This window comes from Devosia sp. XGJD_8, from assembly GCF_046614475.1.
Classification (GTDB): Bacteria; Pseudomonadota; Alphaproteobacteria; order Rhizobiales; family Devosiaceae; genus Devosia.
Genome location: NZ_JBKJHF010000001.1, coordinates 1127329 through 1144398, shown reverse-complemented (window position 1 = coordinate 1144398; position 17070 = coordinate 1127329). Strand labels below are relative to the sequence as shown.

The 17070-nt window shown below is 65.4% G+C and carries 15 protein-coding genes and 1 other annotated feature; of the genes, 7 read left to right on the top strand and 8 right to left on the bottom strand.

Annotated elements, in window-relative coordinates; translation table 11 throughout:
* Nucleotides 1-83: 83 nt before the first annotated feature.
* The 3 genes from purD (at nt 84) to ACLI1C_RS05305 (ending at nt 4044) form a co-directional block, all read left to right on the top strand.
* Nucleotides 84-1358 carry a phosphoribosylamine--glycine ligase gene (purD, locus tag ACLI1C_RS05315; RefSeq protein ID WP_411395820.1) on the top strand — a complete coding sequence of 425 codons (1275 nt, stop codon included), beginning with the start codon at nt 84-86 and terminating at the stop codon, nt 1356-1358.
* Nucleotides 1291-2376, top strand: coding sequence for a patatin-like phospholipase family protein (locus ACLI1C_RS05310; RefSeq protein ID WP_411395819.1), 1086 nt, complete (start codon nt 1291-1293; stop codon nt 2374-2376). Before purD ends, ACLI1C_RS05310 begins: the two co-directional genes overlap by 68 nt.
* 61 nt (nt 2377-2437) lie before the next feature.
* Nucleotides 2438-2493: a sequence feature (sul1 is cis-regulatory element that is thought to sense ions involved in sulfur or methionine metabolism; They are found in Alphaproteobacteria), on the top strand.
* A gap of 66 nt (nt 2494-2559) precedes the next feature.
* Complete coding sequence (locus ACLI1C_RS05305) at nt 2560-4044, top strand: SulP family inorganic anion transporter (RefSeq protein ID WP_411395818.1); 1485 nt, start codon at nt 2560-2562, stop codon at nt 4042-4044.
* 9 nt (nt 4045-4053) lie between these two features.
* On the opposite strand, the gene ACLI1C_RS05300 is transcribed toward ACLI1C_RS05305, so the two are convergent.
* Together ACLI1C_RS05300 and ACLI1C_RS05295 are read right to left on the bottom strand one after the other, a co-directional pair.
* Nucleotides 4054-4503, bottom strand: a complete 450-nt coding sequence (locus ACLI1C_RS05300; protein WP_411395817.1) for a nucleoside deaminase — start codon at nt 4501-4503, stop codon at nt 4054-4056.
* 44 nt (nt 4504-4547) lie between these two features.
* Nucleotides 4548-5399 carry a DMT family transporter gene (locus tag ACLI1C_RS05295; RefSeq protein ID WP_411395816.1) on the bottom strand — a complete coding sequence of 284 codons (852 nt, stop codon included), beginning with the start codon at nt 5397-5399 and terminating at the stop codon, nt 4548-4550.
* Between the two features lie 160 nt (nt 5400-5559).
* Here ACLI1C_RS05295 and mutL point away from each other — a divergent pair, with 160 nt between their 5' ends.
* The 3 genes from mutL (at nt 5560) to ACLI1C_RS05280 (ending at nt 8154) form a co-directional block, all read left to right on the top strand.
* Nucleotides 5560-7350: a DNA mismatch repair endonuclease MutL gene (gene mutL / locus ACLI1C_RS05290; RefSeq protein WP_411395814.1), complete on the top strand. Its 1791-nt coding sequence runs from the start codon at nt 5560-5562 to the stop codon at nt 7348-7350.
* Nucleotides 7351-7440: 90 nt separating this feature from the next.
* Entirely contained in the window at nt 7441-7581 is a 141-nt protein-coding gene (locus ACLI1C_RS05285; RefSeq protein ID WP_411395813.1) for a hypothetical protein, read from the top strand.
* Between the two features lie 84 nt (nt 7582-7665).
* Complete coding sequence (locus ACLI1C_RS05280; RefSeq protein WP_411395812.1) at nt 7666-8154, top strand: hypothetical protein; 489 nt, start codon at nt 7666-7668, stop codon at nt 8152-8154.
* Between the two features lie 7 nt (nt 8155-8161).
* Here ACLI1C_RS05280 and edd read toward each other — a convergent pair whose 3' ends face one another.
* From edd to ACLI1C_RS05260, 4 genes are all read right to left on the bottom strand, one after another.
* A complete protein-coding gene (gene edd, locus ACLI1C_RS05275; RefSeq protein ID WP_411395811.1) occupies nt 8162-9976 on the bottom strand; it encodes a phosphogluconate dehydratase in 1815 nt (604 codons plus the stop codon).
* Nucleotides 9977-10099: 123 nt separating this feature from the next.
* Nucleotides 10100-10795 (bottom strand): 6-phosphogluconolactonase, encoded by a 696-nt coding sequence (pgl, locus tag ACLI1C_RS05270; protein WP_411395810.1) that lies wholly within the window; start codon nt 10793-10795, stop codon nt 10100-10102.
* A 202-nt stretch (nt 10796-10997) separates the two neighbouring features.
* Nucleotides 10998-12479 carry a glucose-6-phosphate dehydrogenase gene (zwf, locus tag ACLI1C_RS05265; RefSeq protein WP_411395809.1) on the bottom strand — a complete coding sequence of 494 codons (1482 nt, stop codon included), beginning with the start codon at nt 12477-12479 and terminating at the stop codon, nt 10998-11000.
* 30 nt (nt 12480-12509) lie between these two features.
* Nucleotides 12510-13448 (bottom strand): BadF/BadG/BcrA/BcrD ATPase family protein, encoded by a 939-nt coding sequence (locus ACLI1C_RS05260; RefSeq protein ID WP_411395808.1) that lies wholly within the window; start codon nt 13446-13448, stop codon nt 12510-12512.
* A gap of 270 nt (nt 13449-13718) precedes the next feature.
* Here ACLI1C_RS05260 and cobU point away from each other — a divergent pair, with 270 nt between their 5' ends.
* A complete protein-coding gene (gene cobU, locus ACLI1C_RS05255; protein WP_411395807.1) occupies nt 13719-14273 on the top strand; it encodes a bifunctional adenosylcobinamide kinase/adenosylcobinamide-phosphate guanylyltransferase in 555 nt (184 codons plus the stop codon).
* 212 nt (nt 14274-14485) lie between these two features.
* Here cobU and cbiB read toward each other — a convergent pair whose 3' ends face one another.
* The gene (cbiB, locus tag ACLI1C_RS05250; protein WP_411395806.1) at nt 14486-15448 is read right to left on the bottom strand and encodes an adenosylcobinamide-phosphate synthase CbiB; all 963 of its coding nucleotides are present in this window, start codon (nt 15446-15448) and stop codon (nt 14486-14488) included.
* A gap of 154 nt (nt 15449-15602) precedes the next feature.
* On the bottom strand, nt 15603-17063 hold the full coding sequence (locus ACLI1C_RS05245) for a cobyric acid synthase (protein ID WP_411395805.1): 1461 nt from the start codon (nt 17061-17063) through the stop codon (nt 15603-15605).
* Nucleotides 17064-17070: the final 7 nt, after the last annotated feature.

Sequence of the window (17070 nt, the reverse complement as noted above, 5' to 3'; positions counted from 1 at the left end):
CTCCCTTCGGTGGAGAAGTAAGAACCGCTTGCCTCTCCCGCCCCCATCGTGCATCACGCCCGCAACAGCGACGGGGGCAATCCATGCGGGTATTGGTGATCGGTTCGGGTGGGCGCGAACATGCCCTGGCGTGGAAAATCGCCCAGTCACCCCTCCTGACCAAACTCTTCATCGCCCCGGGCAATGGCGGCACCGGCGCAGTGGCGGAAAACCTGGCGGTCGACGTTACCAACCATGACGCCGTGGTCGCCCTCTGCCGGCAGCACCAGATCGACTTTGTCGTGGTGGGGCCCGACGCACAGGTCGTTGCCGGCCTTGGCGACGATGTGCGCGCCGCCGGCTTTACCTGCTTCTGCCCCAGCAAGGCCGCCGGCCAGCTCGAAGGCTCCAAGGGCTTTACCAAGGCGCTATGCGACGAGATGGGCATTCCCACCGCCGCCTATGGCCGCTTCGACACGGAAGCCGCCGCCCTCGCCTATCTCTATACGCAGGGCGCGCCGATCGTGATCAAGGCCGATGGCCTGGCGGCCGGCAAGGGCGTGACCGTGGCCATGACGGTCGAGGAAGCCGAGGCCGCCATTATCGATTGCTTCGCGGGCGCCTTCGGCTCCTCCGGCGCGGAGGTCGTCATCGAGGAATTCATGGAGGGCGAGGAAGTCAGCCTCTTCGTGCTCTGCGACGGCAAGGACATCCTGCCGCTGACCACCGCGCAGGACCACAAGCGCGCCTTCGATGGCGATACCGGCCCCAATACCGGCGGCATGGGCGCCTATTCGCCGGCTCCGGTGATGACGCGCGAAATCTACGAGGACGTGCTCGAACGGGTGATCTGGCCCACGGTCCGCGGCCTTGCCGCCCGCGGCACGCCCTATCAGGGCGTGCTCTATGCCGGGCTGATGCTCACACCCGATGGCCCAAAGCTCGTCGAGTATAATGCCCGCTTCGGCGATCCGGAAACGCAGGTGATGGTGCTGCGGATGGACAGCGACCTGCTGCCGCTGCTGCATGCCACCGCCACGGGCACGCTGGCTGGCCACGACGTGCAGTGGAAAGACCAGTATGCATTGACGGTCATCATGGCGACAAAGGGCTATCCGGGTTCATATGCCAAAGGCTCGGAAATCCAGGGCGCCGAAGGCATCGACAGCGACACGATTCATGTCTTCCACGCCGGAACGCGCCGCGACGGCGAACGTTTACTTGCTGCCGGCGGCCGCGTCCTGAACGTTACCGCGCTGGGCAAAACGGCAAGAAAGGCACAGGAACGTGCTTACGCAGGCGTGGACCAGATTGTTTGGCCAGAAGGTTTTTGCCGCCGAGACATCGGTTGGCGCGAAATCGCCCGCGCCGATTCTTGAACCCTTCCTAAACCCCGCCAACCTATTCTACCGCAAGACCGTCTTTGACGAGACGCCGCCCAAGCGTCCGCTGACACCGCTGCAACTGCGCGGCAAGGCGCTCGCCGATGGGCTGCGCAGCCAAGGCAAGGAGCGGGGCAGCGGCATGACGACGATATCGGGACCTCGAATTGGCGTGGCATTGGGCGGCGGGTCCGCCCGTGGCCTGACCCATATTCCCTATATCGAGGCCATGGACGAACTCGGCCTCAAGCCATCGGTGATCTCGGGCACCTCGATCGGCGCGCTGATCGGGGCCGGCTGGGCCGCCGGCATGAGCGGGCAGGAGCTGCGCGAGCATTCCTATGAGGTGCTGGGCACCATGCGCACCATTGCCACCAAGCTCTGGGCCACCCAGATCCGCGGCATCAGCGGCATCCTCAAGAACGGCATTTCGATGCAGCTGGACGCCACCAGCATTGTCGACGCCTTCACTCCGGACAGTTTTCCCCTCGAATTCAAGGATCTCAAGGTCCCGCTCTATGTGGTGGCGACCGATTTCCAGTCCTGGCACCAGGTGGTGTTCAATTCCGGCCTGCTGCGCCCGGCCATTGCCGGCTCCATCGCCATTCCCAGCCTGTTCAAGCCGGTGGTCTATGCCAACCACATCCTGGTGGATGGCGGTGTGGTCAATCCCCTGCCCCTCGACCAGGCCGATATCGACACCGATTTCCTCATCGGCATCGACGTCAATGGCGACCCCTCCGAGGGCATCGCCAAGACCGACCATAAGGCGATCGACATCTGGTTCGGCTCGGCCCAGATCATGATGCACTCGCTCACGGCGCATATGATGGCCGCCTATCCGCCCGATATCTACATTCGCCCGCATGTCACCAATTTCGGCGCCCTCGAATTCTGGCGGGTGCGCGAGATCGTGGCCCATGCCGAGGTGGAAAAGGAGCGCTTCAAGCGCATCCTGGCCCAGAAGATCGAAGACTATATCGCCGACCGTGTTCCGGTGATCGGGAGCAACTAGCCTGCGAAAGACTTGCGCCGGCTTGCATTTCGCTGCGGATGCGGGCAAAACGGCGCCATTCATCGGACCCGGTGCAAATCCGGGTGGCTCTTCTGGCCGCCAATCCGCCAGACAATCCAGTAGAAACCGCCCCATTTTCCGGTCGCCGATTGCGGCCAGGTTATCGTGCTGTCTGGACCATCCATGACCCTCATTGAAAACTTCCGCCGCGATTGGCTCTCCAACCTGCGCGGCGACGTGCTTGCCGGCATCGTTGTCGCGCTGGCGCTCATCCCCGAAGCCATCGGCTTTTCCATCATTGCCGGCGTCGACCCCAAGGTGGGGCTCTATGCCTCGGTGGTCATCGCCATTGTCATCTCCTTTGCCGGCGGTCGCCCCGCCATGATCTCGGCCGCCACTGCCGCCACCGCCGTGCTGTTCGGCTCGCTGGTGCGCGAGCATGGGCTCGATTACCTGCTGGCGGCCACGATCCTGGCCGGTGTGCTGCAGATCGCAGCCGGATGGCTGCGCGTCGGCGCCATCATGCGCTTCGTGTCGCGGTCGGTGCTGACCGGCTTCGTCAATGCGCTCGCCATCCTGATCTTCATGGCCCAGCTGCCCGAACTGATCGGCGTCACCTGGCAGACCTATGCCATGGTCGCGGCGGGCCTTGCCATCATCTACCTGTTTCCCCGCCTGACGCGCGCCATTCCCTCCCCGCTGGTCTGCATTCTGGTCCTCACCGCGATTACGCTGCTGCTCGGGCTCGATGTCCGCTCGGTTGCCGACCTGGGCGAACTCCCCTCTGCCCTGCCGTCCCTGCTCTGGCCACAGGTGCCGCTGTCGCTTGAAACGCTGTGGATCATCCTGCCCTATTCGGCCGCCGTGGCCGCAGTCGGCCTGCTCGAAAGCCTGCTCACCGCCTCCATCGTCGACAACATGACCGATACGACCAGCGACAAGAACCGGGAATCGGTCGGCCAGGGCATTGCCAATATCGCCAGCGGCTTCTTCGGTGGCATGGCGGGCTGCGCCATGATCGGCCAGTCGGTCATCAATGTGAAATCGGGCGGCCGTACACGCCTGTCCACCTTCATCGCCGGAGCATTCCTGCTCTTCCTGCTGATGGTTCTGGGAGACGTCGTGGGGCTCATCCCCATGCCCGCCCTGGTCGCCATCATGATCATGGTCTCGATCGGCACCTTCAGCTGGCGCTCGCTCAACGAGCTGCGCCATCACCCTCGCCGGTCGAGCCTGGTCATGCTGGCCACGGTCATCACGGTTGTCGGCACGCACAACCTGGCGCTGGGCGTCGGCGTCGGCGTGCTGCTGTCGGGCATCTTCTTTGCCTGGAAGGTGGCGCAGATCTTCCGCGTCACCTCGGTGCTGGCCGCGGACGGCAGGGAGCGCGACTATCTGGTCGAAGGCCAGTTGTTCTTCGCCTCGGCCGAGGACTTCCTCAAGGCCATGGATTTTGCCGAGAAACTCGATCGTGTGCGCATCGATGTCAGCAAGGCCCATATCTGGGACCTGACCGGCGTCAATGCCATCGACATGGCGGTGCTCAAGTTCCGGCGCGCCGGCGCCGAAGTGGAACTGGTCGGCATGAACGAGGCCAGCGCCACCATCATGGACAAGCTGGCGGTGCATGATCATCCAGGCGCGTTGGAGCGCATGCTGGGCCATTAGGCCCGAGAGCTAGCGCAGCGCCTTGAAGAAATCGCGCAGCATGGCTTCCGACCGTGCTGCGCCAATGCCCCCGATAACCTCGGGGTGGTGGTGGCAGGTTGGCTGGTCGAACAGCCGCACGCCGTTTTCCACAGCGCCCGCCTTGCTGTCCTCGGCAGCGAAATAGACCCGACGCAGCCGCACATGGGCAATGGCCCCCGCGCACATGGCGCAGGGCTCCAGCGTCACATAGAGATCGCAGCCATCGAGCCGCCCGGTGCCCCGCTTGTCGAGTGCGGCACGGATGGCCAGCATCTCGGCATGGGCGGTGGGATCGTTCAGTGCCTTCATGCGGTTGCGCTCTGCCGCAAGGACAACCTCGCCCTCCATGACCACCGCACCCACCGGCGCTTCGCCATGGGTGGCCGCCTCTTCGGCGAGGCTGAGGGCAAGGTCCATGGGGGCTAGGGGCGGGGCCATGAACGGGGTGGTATCGCGAACTGTCCGGGCGGGCAAGCGCAGGCTCAGCGGCTGCGGCGGCCGGCGAGCAGAGTCGCCAGCGCGATACCACCCAGAATGAGCGCAGATGAAACCAGCAGGCGTGGCGTCACGGTCTCGCCGATGAACAGCGCTGCCCCGAATGCCGCAATGACGGGAACGCTGAGCTGGACCACCGCCGCCCGCGTACGCGAGAGCTCCGGCAGCGCGGCATACCAGATGGCATAGCCAAGGCCCGACGCTATGGCGCCCGAGGCAACCGCATAGAAAACGCCATCCAGGCGCGGCGCATTGAGCGCCAGCCCGCCCACCAGAAGAAGCACTGCGAAAGGCAGGCAGCGAAGGAAGTTTCCCGCCGTGTCGGCCAAGGGCTGCGACGAGCCGCGCCCCAGCAGCGAATAGGCCGCCCAGCAAAGGCCCGACACGACCATCAACAGCGCCCCCAGCGGATCGGGCGACGCGAGACCGGGTGAGACAAGATAGACAAAGGCGGCCCCGGCCAATCCCAGTCCCAGCCACTCAAGAGCGCCGGGACGATCGCCGACCAGGACCGCACGCGCCACCATGCCGGTCTGTACGCTCGCAAACAGGATCAGGGCGCCCACGCTCGCCCCCAGCAATTGATAGGCAAGGGAGAATGCGAGGGCATAGCCCAGCAATGCAGCGGCCTGCTGCCAGGTGCCCAGCCGGGCAAGAGAACGCCAGCCGGATTTTCCACGCAGCATGACCAGCATTCCAAGAACCACCGCCCCTGACGCCAGGCGAATGCCGGTATAGCTGGCCGCATCGATGGCGCCGCTGCCCAGCGCCAGCCTTGCCAGGATGGAATTGGCGGCAAAGGCGACCATGGCCACGGCGGTCAGCAGGATCGTGCGCAATGTCTTACTCCCCGAGCCGATGGCATTTTAGGTCCGGGCGTGGCCCCGAGTCCTGAATAAAGCGCCAGCGACCAGCGCGCATGCGCATGGGCACAACCAGCGCAAACGGGTCGGAAAGCCGCCTCGCCTCCCCTATATTCTCCCCTCAGGAGAATCGCCCTTGCCAATCCGCCAGCTGCCCGAAGATCTGATCAACCGCATCGCCGCCGGCGAGGTGGTGGAGCGACCCGCCAGCGTGGTCAAGGAGCTGGTCGAGAACGCCATCGATGCCGGCGCCAGCCGGATCGTCATCACCACCGCGGCGGGCGGCAAGGGGTTGATGCGCATCGAGGATGACGGCCACGGAATGGACCGGGCCGACCTGCTGCTTTCGGTGGAGCGGCACGCCACCTCCAAGCTCTCGGAAGACGAGCTGGACGATATCCGCACGCTGGGTTTCCGCGGCGAGGCTTTGGCCTCGATCGGCTCGGTGGCCGAGCTCTCGATCGCCTCTCGCACCGCTCATGCCGAAAGCGGGTTACGGCTCGAGGTGCGCCATGGCATGCGCGCCGGCCCGGTGCCGCTGGCGATGAACCGGGGCACCATTGTCGAGGTGAAGAACCTCTTCGCCCATGTGCCGGCGCGGCTGAAATTCCTCAAGACCGACCGGGCCGAGGCGGCGGCCATCACCGATGTGGTCAAGCGCCTCGCCATGGCCAATCCGGCGGTGCATTTCGTGCTCAACGGCACGGACCGCTCACCCGCCAACTGGCCTGCCGTCACCGGCACGGGTGCCCTGGAGGCGCGACTGGGCCAAGTGATGGGCGATGATTTTGCGCAGAATGCCGTGCGGCTGGCGAGCAGCCGGCATGGCGTGGTGGTCGCGGGCCTTGCTGGCCTGCCGACCTATACGCGGGCCAATTCGCTCAGCCAGTTCTACTTCGTCAATGGCCGCTCGGTGCGCGACAAGGTGCTGGTCGGCGCCATCCGCGCCGCCTATGCCGACTATACCTTCCGCGACCGCTTTCCGGTGGTGGCGCTCTATATCGCGGTCGATCCGGGCGAGGTGGACGTCAATGTGCATCCCGCCAAGGCCGAGCTGAGGTTCCGCGATGCTGGCGCGGTCCGCAGTGCGGTGATCCGCGCCATCGGCGAAGCTCTGACGGCGGCGGGTTTCAAGGCCTCCGACACAGTGGCCGACGATGTGCTGGGCGCCTTCACCGCGCCCGCCTATAGTGCACCCGCGCCGCAGACCATGTCGACGGCGGCGCCCATGGCCCGCAGCTACGACCAGAGCCACCATGTCGAGCCGGCCACGTTTGCGCGCTTTGACGGGTTCACCGAGCCCAGCGCCCGCATCGAGGCCGAACCTGCTCCGGCGCTGTCCGAATATCCGCTCGGCACCGCCCGGGCGCAGATGTTCGACAATTTCATCATCGCCCAGAATGGTGAGGGCCTGCTGCTGGTCGACCAGCACGCCGCCCATGAGCGCCTCGTCTATGAGCGGTTCAAGGCACAGCTGGCCTCCGGCCCGGTCCCCAGCCAGAGCCAGCTCATTCCGGTGGTGATCGAACTGCCCGAGGAAGACTGCGCCCGGCTGGAGGAAGCCGCCCCCGAACTCGAGGGCTTTGGCCTCTATCTCGAACGCTTCGGCCCCCGCGCCGTCGCCGTGCGCGAGACCCCGGCCTTGCTCGGCAATTCCGATATCGACGGCCTCGTGCGCGACGTGGCGGACGGCCTTGCCGAGTGGGACTCCGTGGCCGCCATCAGCGACCGGATGGAAGCCATCATCGCCCGCATGGCCTGCCACGGCTCGGTCCGCTCCGGCCGGCGCCTGCGGGTCGACGAAATGAATGCCCTGCTCCGCGACATGGAAGCAACGCCCCATTCAGGGCAGTGCATCCACGGCCGCCCGACCTATGTCGAGCTCAAGAAGAAAGACATCGAGCGGCTGTTTGGGAGAAGTCGCTAGTTCGCGGATTGATTCGCAAAGGTTAACGAATCTCTCTCGACTCCGGATATTTGTTCATGAAATGTTCCTTTGAACAAAGAGGGAACGAAAATGCGTGAAGCAATATTCGGTCTGGTCTGCCTGGTGTTTTCATGCCTGCAAGCTGCCCTCGATAGGTGGCTCAAGGCACGTCTATTGACGGACATCTATCCGCATGACCCGCCGGCTAAGGACGACTATCTGGCCGGCTAGCAGCAACAGTCCACACTCCTCGGCCACGCCGGCCGGCACACTCGGTTACTTCAGCGACGTCATGCCGCCAGGTCTCTTGGCGGCATGGGAAAACTTGCCTCCTCAAGCGTCAACACTTGCAAGCAACAGGACACAATCATGCGCGTCAGCGTGTTTCTCCTGCTCTGTACTCTGCCGCTGAGCGCCCCGGTCGCCGCTCAGTCCTACCGTCTCGATGCGCCCCTTGTGCTGGGCCTGCCCCAGGCGGGTGACGTCAACGTACCGATCGGGCGTGCCGACGGCCTTGGCTACCTGGAGGCAGCGGCCCTGTCCGGCGACCGGCGGGCCTCGGCGCTGCTGGCGGTGCTGCTGCAGGACAGTCCGGAGGTCGAGGGCAGTCTGGTCAAGTCGGCGCTGCATTTCCAGGCAGCGGTCGCCGCGGGATGCAGTGATCTGGCGACCCTGGCCGCCCGGGCGGTGGCCCGCCTATCGCCGGACCAGCGCGCCGAATTCGAGCGGGCTCTCCCGCGCTGGAGTCCGGCGGGCACGGACGTGCCGCAGGCAGGCATCAAAGGACGATGCCTCTCCTGGTAGCCCTGCTTTACTGGAACACGCTCGCGCCCCGGTCCGCCACGCCCACCAGGCTCCGGAACCCGGCAAACAGCTCGCGGCCCATGCCGTAATGCTGGCTGCGCAGGTCTTCCGTGGCCGGGGTGCGCGAGCGGAATTCCTTCTCGTCGCCGAGGAAGGTCAGCGTGCCCTCATTGGCGTCGAGGCGGATCATGTCGCCGTCGCGAATCTTGCTGATCGGGCCGCCATCGACCGCTTCGGGGGTCATGTGGATGGCTGCCGGCACCTTGCCCGACGCGCCGGACATGCGGCCATCGGTGAGCAGGGCCACCTTGAAACCGCGATCCTGCAGGATGCCGAGTGGCGGCGTCAGCTTGTGCAATTCGGGCATGCCGAGCGCCTTGGGGCCGGAGAAGCGGACCACGGCGATCATGTCGCCATTGAGCTCGCCCGCCTTGAACGCCGCCTGCAGGCCCTCCTGGCCGTGGAATACCTTGGCCGGCGCCTCGATGACACGGTGCTCGGGCTTGACGGCCGAGACCTTGATCACCGAACGGCCGAGATTGCCGCTGAGCAGCTTGAGCCCGCCGGTGGGCGAAAAGGCCGTCGCGACCTTGGTCAACACCTTGGGCAGCGCGGATTCCTTGGGGGACGGCTCGAAGGTCAGCTTCTCCTCGATCAGCTTGGCCTCGACCGTGTAGTTCGACAGGCCATCGCCCCAGACGGTCTTGACGTCCTCATGCAGGTGGCCGCTCTCGAGCAGTTCCTGGATCAGGAAGCCCATGCCGCCGGCGGCGTGGAAATGGTTCACGTCGGCCACGCCATTGGGATAGACGCGGGCCAGCAGGGGCGTGGCGTCCGAAAGGTCGCTCATGTCGTCCCAGGTCACCTGCAGGCCCGCAGCGGCGGCAATGGCGATCAGGTGCATGGTGTGGTTGGTCGAGCCGCCGGTGGCATGCAGGCCGACCAGGCCATTGACGATGGCCTTCTCGTCCACGATGTGGCCGACCGGCGTATAATTGTTGCCCAAAGCCGTCAGCGACAGGGCGCGCACGGTGGCCTCCCGGGTCAGCGCATCGCGCAGCGGCGTGCCCGGATTGACGAAGCTGGCGCCCGGCAGGTGCAGGCCCATGATCTCCATCAGCATCTGGTTGGAATTGGCGGTGCCATAGAAGGTGCAGGTGCCGGCCGAATGGTAGGACTTGCTCTCGGCTTCGAGCAGTTCGGCGCGGCCGACCTTGCCCTCCATATAAAGCTGGCGGACCTTGGATTTTTCGTCATTGGGAATGCCCGAGGGCATCGGGCCGGCGGGCACGAAGACGGCCGGCAGGTGGCCGAAGGTCAGCGCGCCGATGAGCAGGCCCGGCACGATCTTGTCGCAGATGCCGAGATAGACCGCGGCATCGAACATGTTGTGGCTGAGCGAGATGGCCGTCGCCATGGCGATGACGTCGCGGGAAAACAGGCTCAGGTCCATGCCCGGCTGGCCCTGGGTGACGCCGTCGCACATGGCCGGCACGCCGCCAGCCACCTGTGCCGTGGCGCCGATGGCGCGGGCGGCCTCCTTGATGATTTCGGGATAGAATTGATACGGCTGATGGGCGCTCAGCATGTCGTTATAGCTGGTGACAATGCCCAGGTTCAGCGTCTTGTTGCCGGCCAGGGCCGCCTTTTCCGACGGGGTGCAGGCGGCAAAGGCATGGGCGAGATTGCCGCAGGAGAGCACGGAGCGGTGCACGCCGGCCTCGCGCGCTTCATCGAGACGGCCGAGGTAATCGCGACGGCTGTCGCGGCTGCGCGCCGCAATACGATTGGTAACATCCTGGATGGCCTGGCGGACAGACATGGCGAGCTCCTAACCTTTCAATGGTCGCGCCCTCGAAGTGGAAAACCGGTTTCCACCTTTCTGAGAACGCTCCGGGCTGGGGCCTTCGTGGCCTAGGCGGTCAATTGGGGACCGCGAAGGGGACTATGGGCACCAGTAGACAGTCACAGCATGGCCGGATCGCAAGACGGCGCGGATGGGCATGTCCTCGACGGGACCCTCGCCCAGAGCCGTGTCGAGAACGGCGGCCTTTTCCTCCCCTTCGATATGAAGGTACAGCCCATCCGTGCGGAGGAGACGCGGAAGGGTAAAGGTGATGCGCGGCTCGCCCGCGCCGGGGGCGCGAATGGCCAGAGCCGGGCCTTCGGCGGTCAGCGCCTCGGCCAGCGTGTCGCCGCCGGGAAAGAAGGAAGCGGTATGCCCGTCGCTGCCCATGCCGAGCACGACGGCGGCGAACTGCTCGGGCAGCTGGGCCAGAAGGGCATTGGTGCGGACGACGCCCGCTGCGTCGGGTTCGTCGCCGCCCGAATAGAGCGGGAAGAAGCGGGCCGTGGCTGCGGGTCCCTGCAGCATGCGTTCATTGACCAGCAGCGCATTGGAGCGATCGCTGGTCTCGTCGACCCAGCGCTCGTCGACCAGCGTGACGATGACCTTGGACCAGTCGATATCCTTGGTCTTGCCCAGCGCCTGGAAGAAGCGGCCCGGGGTCGAGCCCCCGCTCACCGCAATGGCCGCCTCGCCGCGCTCGGCAATCGCCGCGCGAATACGATCGGCAACGGCCTCGGCCAGCTCAATGGCCAGGGTCGGCTTGTCGGCAAAGCTGCGGCGGTCGATGGTCATCGTCGTTCACTCACAGTCATGGGCCAATTCTGCCCCGATATCTCAGTCAACACCCTCCCCCTTGGGGAGGGATCAAGGGTGGGGGAGGCTGGCCCGAATTTCCGGGCTCCCGGCACCCCCTCCCAGCCTCCCCCATCATGGGGGAGGTGCCGCCCGGTGGTCGCGAGGCGATGGCGCCGTACGACCCACTGGGCTAAGCCCTTCAGTTATCATCCTCGTGCCAGGTCCGTCCGTCGCGTTCGATCAGCGCGATGGCGCTGCTCGGGCCCCAGGTGCCGGCCACGTAGGTCTGCGGCGCCTCAGTCGAGCGGTCCCAGGCCTGGCGGATCGGATCGACCCATTTCCACGCGGCCTCGAGTTCGTCGCGGCGCATGAACAGGGTCTGGCTGCCGCGGATCACGTCCATCAGCAGGCGCTCATAGGCTTCCGGCGTCCGCTCGGAAAAGGTCTGGGCGAAGCTGAGGTTCAGGGGCACCTCGCGCAGGCGCATGCCGCCCGGGCCGGGATCCTTGATCATCATCATCAGCTTGACGCCCTCGTCGGGCTGCAGCCGCAGCACCAGCTTGTTGGCCTTGGGCGCACCTTCGGCATGGTCGAAGATCGAGTGCGGAATGGGCTTGAACTGGATGCAGATTTCCGAGGCGCGGCTGGCCATGCGCTTGCCGGTGCGGAAATAGAAGGGCACGCCGCTCCAGCGCCAGTTCTCGACTTCAGCCTTGAGCGCCACGAAGGTCTCGGTGCGGCTGCCCTTCTTGTCCTCGGGCAGTTCTTCCTGGTAGCCGGCCACGGACGTGGTCTCGGATTTCACGCCCTTGTACTGGCCGCGCACGGTGTTGCGGGCGATGTCGCCATTGATGATCGGCTTGAGCGCCCGCAGCACCTTGAGCTTTTCGTCGCGCAGCGCATCGGCATCGTCCGAGGCCGGCGGCTCCATGGCGACGAGGCACAGCAGCTGCAGCATGTGGTTCTGCACCATGTCGCGCAGCGCGCCGCTCTCGTCGTAATAGCCGCGCGTGCCGGCGCCGACCGACTCCGCCACCGTGAGCTGGACGTGGTCGATATGGGCCGAATTCCAGATCGGCTCGAACAGGGCATTGGCAAAGCGCAGGGCCAGGAGGTTCTGCACGGTCTCTTTGCCGAGATAGTGGTCGATGCGATAGACCTGATCTTCCTTGAAGATCTTGGCCACGCCGTCATTGATCTCCATCGAGGAAGCCAGGTCATGGCCCAGCGGCTTTTCGATCACGACGCGCGCATCGCGGCGATAGAGCTTCTTCTTGGCCAGGTATTCGGCGATCGGCTCGAACAGGTCGGGCGCCACGGCAAGGTAGAAGGCGCGGACGATCTGGGGGTCGCTGCGCAGCGCCTTGCCCAGGTCGCCCGAGCCTTCGGGGTTGCTCGCATCGACCGGAACATAGGAGAAGATCTTGATGAAACGGTCGATGACCTTTTCGTCCTGATATTCCTTTTCGACGAACTGGCTGATGGCCTCGCGCGCCACTTTCTGGAAATCGGCGTCGCTGAGCTTGGAGCGGGACGCGCCGATGATGCGGCTTTCCTCGTCAAACTGCCCATCCTTGAAGCGATGGTAGAGCGCCGGAATGAGCTTGCGCTTGGTCAGGTCGCCCGTGGCGCCGAACACCACATAGTCGAAAGGCTGGACGGGAATGATGCGGCTGGACACTAGGCTAGTCCTCTGGGGTAGGTGCGAGGGTCAGGCGGGGTGGTTCTGCTTGGCGAGGATGACGGCGCCATGCAGCGGCTCGAATTGCGGCAGGGCGACGAAATTGCCATAGCGCTTTTGCAGGATGGGGAACAGGCGCGCACCAAAGCCGCCGACAATGGCCATGACATGGGCATTGTGCGCCTGGAACCAGCGCACATAGGTGTCGATATAGCCCAGCTCGATTTCCATCATCTTGTGGGCAACGGCATCGCCCTTGTCGTAATGGTCGAAAAACAGCGGCATCAGCTTGCCGAATTCGGCCGGCGCGCGCCCGATAAGCGCGTCGTCGCAGCCCTCCGAGCCATCCCGGCTGATGATCTTGAGGTCCATGTCGGTGGCAAAGGACCAGGTCATCACCGCCTGGTTGTCGCCCCCCAGGGCCGCAATGACCGCCTTGGTCAGCGGCGAGGCCTCGACGAGGCCATCCTCCGCCTCTACCGAATAGCGGACCAGTTCGCGGCCCAGGATGGCGCCGCTCATCTGGTCGCCGATCTGGAAGCCCCAGCCGCCGGCCTGGTGCCGCCTGCCATCGACGATGGACATGGCGGCCGAGCCGGTGCCGACGATGATCACGCCGCCCTCGCCGCCGCCCAGGGCGCCGGCATGGGCAATGTCGATATCGTCATAGACCTTGACCCCGGCAAAGGGCCATGGCCGCGCGGCGAATTCGGCGCGGGCCGTATCCATGCGGCCGCCGGCCATGCCGAAGCAGGCATAGGTATTGGCGGTTTCGGCATAATCGAGCCCGGCGGCCTGGAACACGTCGCGGGTGCCGTCGCTGATGGCGCGGAATGCCGGCTCCCCGTCGTCGATCTGCAGGTTGGAGCGGCCGTTCTTGACCTCGGCGAGCGTCTTCAGGTTCTCGTCAGCCAGACGCACGCGGCAATTGGTGCCGCCGCCATCAACGCCAAGATAGTATCTGGGCACGCGGGGAATCTCCCGGTCATCGAGTTGCGCGCTTCCGGACGGAAAACCGGCTTCCACTTTTCCTGGAGCGCTTTTGGACGGATTCTAAAGTGTCGTTTCGGCGCGGACCATAATGCGAAAGATGCTAAGACGAAAGTAGGATAAGGCACAAAAAGCGCCCGTCGGCGGCATGGCGCGCATGGCCTGCACGCGGGCCTGGCGCAACCTGTTGCGGCGGAGCAGCTTTTGTACCATTGAGCGCTGCGGCGGCAGGTTAGGGAGGCAACGACGATGACACGACATGTGCTGGTTCTGGGTGGCGCCCGTTCGGGCAAGACGGCCTTTGCCGAGCAGCTGGCGATCCGCAGTGGCACAAGGCCCGCCTATCTCGCGACGGCCGAGGCGCTAGACGCGGAAATGCGCGACCGGGTCGCCAGTCACCAGGCCTCGCGGGCCGCACAATTTGCCACGATCGAGGAACCGCTGGCCTTGTCCGACGCCCTGATTGCGGCGTCCGAAAAGCATGACGTCATCCTGGTCGATTGCCTGACGCTGTGGATCACCAACCTGCTGGTGGCCAATGAAGACGTGGCCCTGGCGGTGAGCGAGCTCGGCGCCACCCTTGTACAGGTCAAGACGGCCAAGGTGATCCTGGTCAGCAACGAGGTGGGCCTGGGCATCGTGCCCGACAATGCCATGGCCCGCACCTTTCGCGACCTGACCGGCGCCGCGCATCAGCGCCTCGCCGAAATCTGCGATGACGTCTACTTCGTCGCCGCCGGCCTGCCCATGACCCTCAAGGGCGACGTCCCGGTACCGGCGACGAGCCGCATACACGTGGCCTAGACATCCGGTGAGAGTCCGATCGGACAACATACTCCGGGCGGCACCTCCTTGACGGGGGAGGCCGGGAGGGGGTGTCGGCTGGCCCAAATATCGGGGCCAAACGCCCCACCTAACCTCCCCCTGAAGGGGGAGGAATCCGGCTGGTGATCGTCATCGATGTTGCCACACACCCGATCTGTCCCTCCCCCTTCCAGGGGGAGGCTAGGTGGGGGTCAGGCCACCCAGAGCAACACCGCCAACACCACACTCACCCCCAGCAGCACATTCAGCGTCGACCGATACAGCACCAGCGCGCGCAAAATATCGCTGCCCACCAGAGCCGACTTGCCATCGCCAAAGCTGGGCAAATCAACAATCTCGCCATCGTAGCTGCGCGGGCCTCCCAGCCTGAACCCCAATGCACCGGCAAAACTGGCTTCCGGCCAGCCGGAATTGGGCGAGGCATGCTTGCGCGCATCGCGCCGGGCCATGGCCCAGGCCTTGCTCGGGCTGGCATGGGGCGTGACAAAGCAGGCGGCAGTGATCAGCACCGCAGTCAGGCGGGATGGGATCCAGTTGGCTAGGTCGTCGAGCTTGGCCGCCGCCCAGCCATAGTCGCGATAGCGCTCGTTCATATGGCCGATCATCGAGTCGGCGGTGTTGATGGCCTTGTAGAGCGCAATGCCCGGCAGGCCGAGCAGCACCAGCCAGAACCACGGCGCCACCACCCCGTCCGAGGTGCTTTCGGCCAGTGTCTCGATCGCGGCTCGGGCGACGCCCGCCTCGTCCAGCGCCTGCGGATCGCGTCCGACAATGTGGCTGACGGCTTCGCGGCCCGCATCGAGCGAGTTGCGCAGCGCGATGGCTACCGCCTCGACGGCACGGCACAGTTCCTTCTGCGCGAGGAAAGGCGTGGCCAGCATGATTTCAAGCACCCAGCCCAGCGGCATGGACCGCAGGACCTGCTGGACAGCAAGGGTGATGGTCAGCGTCACCAGCAGCAGCATGGCCAGCGTAAAGATCCCCGCATCGCGGCGCTGGCGGGGCGTCCGCTGCCGCTTGTCGACGCCCCGCTCCATGTAGGAGATGAACCGCCCCATCCAGATAACGGGATGGCCGATCAGCTCCACCAGCCGCTGCGGATAGCCGAACCAACGTTCGAGCAGGAGGGCGAGGGGGGCAATCATGGCGTGCATAGCAAGCCCCCCTCATCCGCCCCTTCGGGGCACCTTCTCCCACGAGGGGAGAAGGGGGCAATGTGCCTCTCAAGCTGCAGGTGTCCCCCTCTCCCCTCGTGGGAGAGGGTGGATCGGCCGCAGGCCGAGACGGGTGAGGGGGGCTTCCTGGCGTTCATTTACCAACCTCCTCTGCGAGCGCCAGCAGCGCATCGATATCAAGATGCTGTTCGAGGTGATCCGCCAGGGCATCCAGCGTCTGCTCGATGCTCGCCTCATAGGCGAGATCGGGACTGGCCACATTGCCCAGGAAGCTGCGGCGGAAGCCGTCGCCAGCGAAGAGCCCGTGCAGATAGGTGCCCATGACCCGGCCATCGGCACTGATCGCGCCCTCATCCTCGGCACCGATGCGTGCAAAGGGCCGCGCCCGGGCCGCGCCTGCCGTCACGCCCATATGCATGTGATAGCCGCTGATGGTCTCGCCAGAGGCCACATGCCTGGCCTCTTCCACCCGCAATTGCTTGACCGGCGTCAGCACGGTCTCGACATCGAGCAGGCCCAGCCCGGCGCTGCTGCCCGGCGCGCCTTCGATCCCGTCGGGGTCGGCAATGGCGCGACCCAGCATCTGGTAGCCCCCGCAAATGCCGAGCACCCTGCCCCCAGCACGATGATGGGCCAGGATATCGCTGTCCCAGCCGTTGGCGCGCAAGGCGGCAAGGTCCGACCGCGTGGCCTTGGAGCCGGGAATGATGATCCAGTCGGCGTCACGCGGAATGACCTCGCCCGGCTGCACCATCACCACATTGACGCCGGGCTCGGCGCGCAGGGGGTCGAGGTCGTCGAAATTGGCAATGCGCGGCAATTGCGGGACCGCAATGGTCAACGCGCCATCCGGATTGCTGGGCAGCGCGCCCAAAGCCATCGAATCCTCGGCGGGCAGTTTTACCGCGTCGGCAAACCAGGGCACCGGACCAAAGCAGGGCATGCCCGTCCGATCGCGCAGAAAGTCCATCCCCGCCTCGAACAGCGCCGGATCACCCTGGAACTTGTTGATCAGCGTGGCGCGGATCAGCCGGGCATCGGCGGGGTCGATGACGGCGAAGGTGCCGGCCACCGAGGCGATGACGCCGCCGCGATGAATGTCACCCACCAGCACGACCGGCACGCCGGCCGCCTGGGCGAAGCCAAAATTGGCCAGGTCATTGGCGCGCAGATTGACCTCGGAGGCGCTGCCGGCCCCCTCGACCAGCACCACGTCGGAATCGCCAGCAAGTTCGCAGTATGCTGCAAGCACATCCGGCAGAAGCTTGCCGCGTTCTGCCCAATAGCTACGCGCCGACATGGAGGCGCGGCGCTGTCCGCGCACCACCACCTGCGCACCGGTTTCCTGTTCAGGTTTGAGCAATACAGGGTTCATAGCGGTGACCGAATTGCGGCGGGCGGCCCTGGCTTGCAGCGCCTGCGCCCGGCCAATTTCGCCGCCATCGGCGGTCACCGCAGCATTGTTGCTCATGTTCTGCGGCTTGAACGGAGCCACGCGCAGCCCGCGATTGCTGAGCGCCCGGCACAGTCCGGCCACCAGCAGCGATTTGCCGACATCGGACCCGGTACCCATGAACATCAGTGACTTAGCCATGGCCCGA

Bases quoted from the DNA above. Each gene is read 5' to 3' on its own strand.
- purD (WP_411395820.1), top strand. From the start codon at position 84: ATGCGGGTATTGGTGATCGGTTCGGGTGGGCGCGAACATGCCCTGGCG.
- ACLI1C_RS05305 (WP_411395818.1), top strand. From the start codon at position 2,560: ATGACCCTCATTGAAAACTTCCGCCGCGATTGGCTCTCCAACCTGCGC.
- ACLI1C_RS05300 (WP_411395817.1), bottom strand. From the start codon at position 4,503: ATGGCCCCGCCCCTAGCCCCCATGGACCTTGCCCTCAGCCTCGCCGAA.
- ACLI1C_RS05285 (WP_411395813.1), top strand. From the start codon at position 7,441: ATGCGTGAAGCAATATTCGGTCTGGTCTGCCTGGTGTTTTCATGCCTG.
- ACLI1C_RS05280 (WP_411395812.1), top strand. From the start codon at position 7,666: ATGGGAAAACTTGCCTCCTCAAGCGTCAACACTTGCAAGCAACAGGAC.
- edd (WP_411395811.1), bottom strand. From the start codon at position 9,976: ATGTCTGTCCGCCAGGCCATCCAGGATGTTACCAATCGTATTGCGGCG.
- pgl (WP_411395810.1), bottom strand. From the start codon at position 10,795: ATGACCATCGACCGCCGCAGCTTTGCCGACAAGCCGACCCTGGCCATT.
- cobU (WP_411395807.1), top strand. From the start codon at position 13,719: ATGACACGACATGTGCTGGTTCTGGGTGGCGCCCGTTCGGGCAAGACG.
- cbiB (WP_411395806.1), bottom strand. From the start codon at position 15,448: ATGCACGCCATGATTGCCCCCCTCGCCCTCCTGCTCGAACGTTGGTTC.
- ACLI1C_RS05245 (WP_411395805.1), bottom strand. From the start codon at position 17,063: ATGGCTAAGTCACTGATGTTCATGGGTACCGGGTCCGATGTCGGCAAA.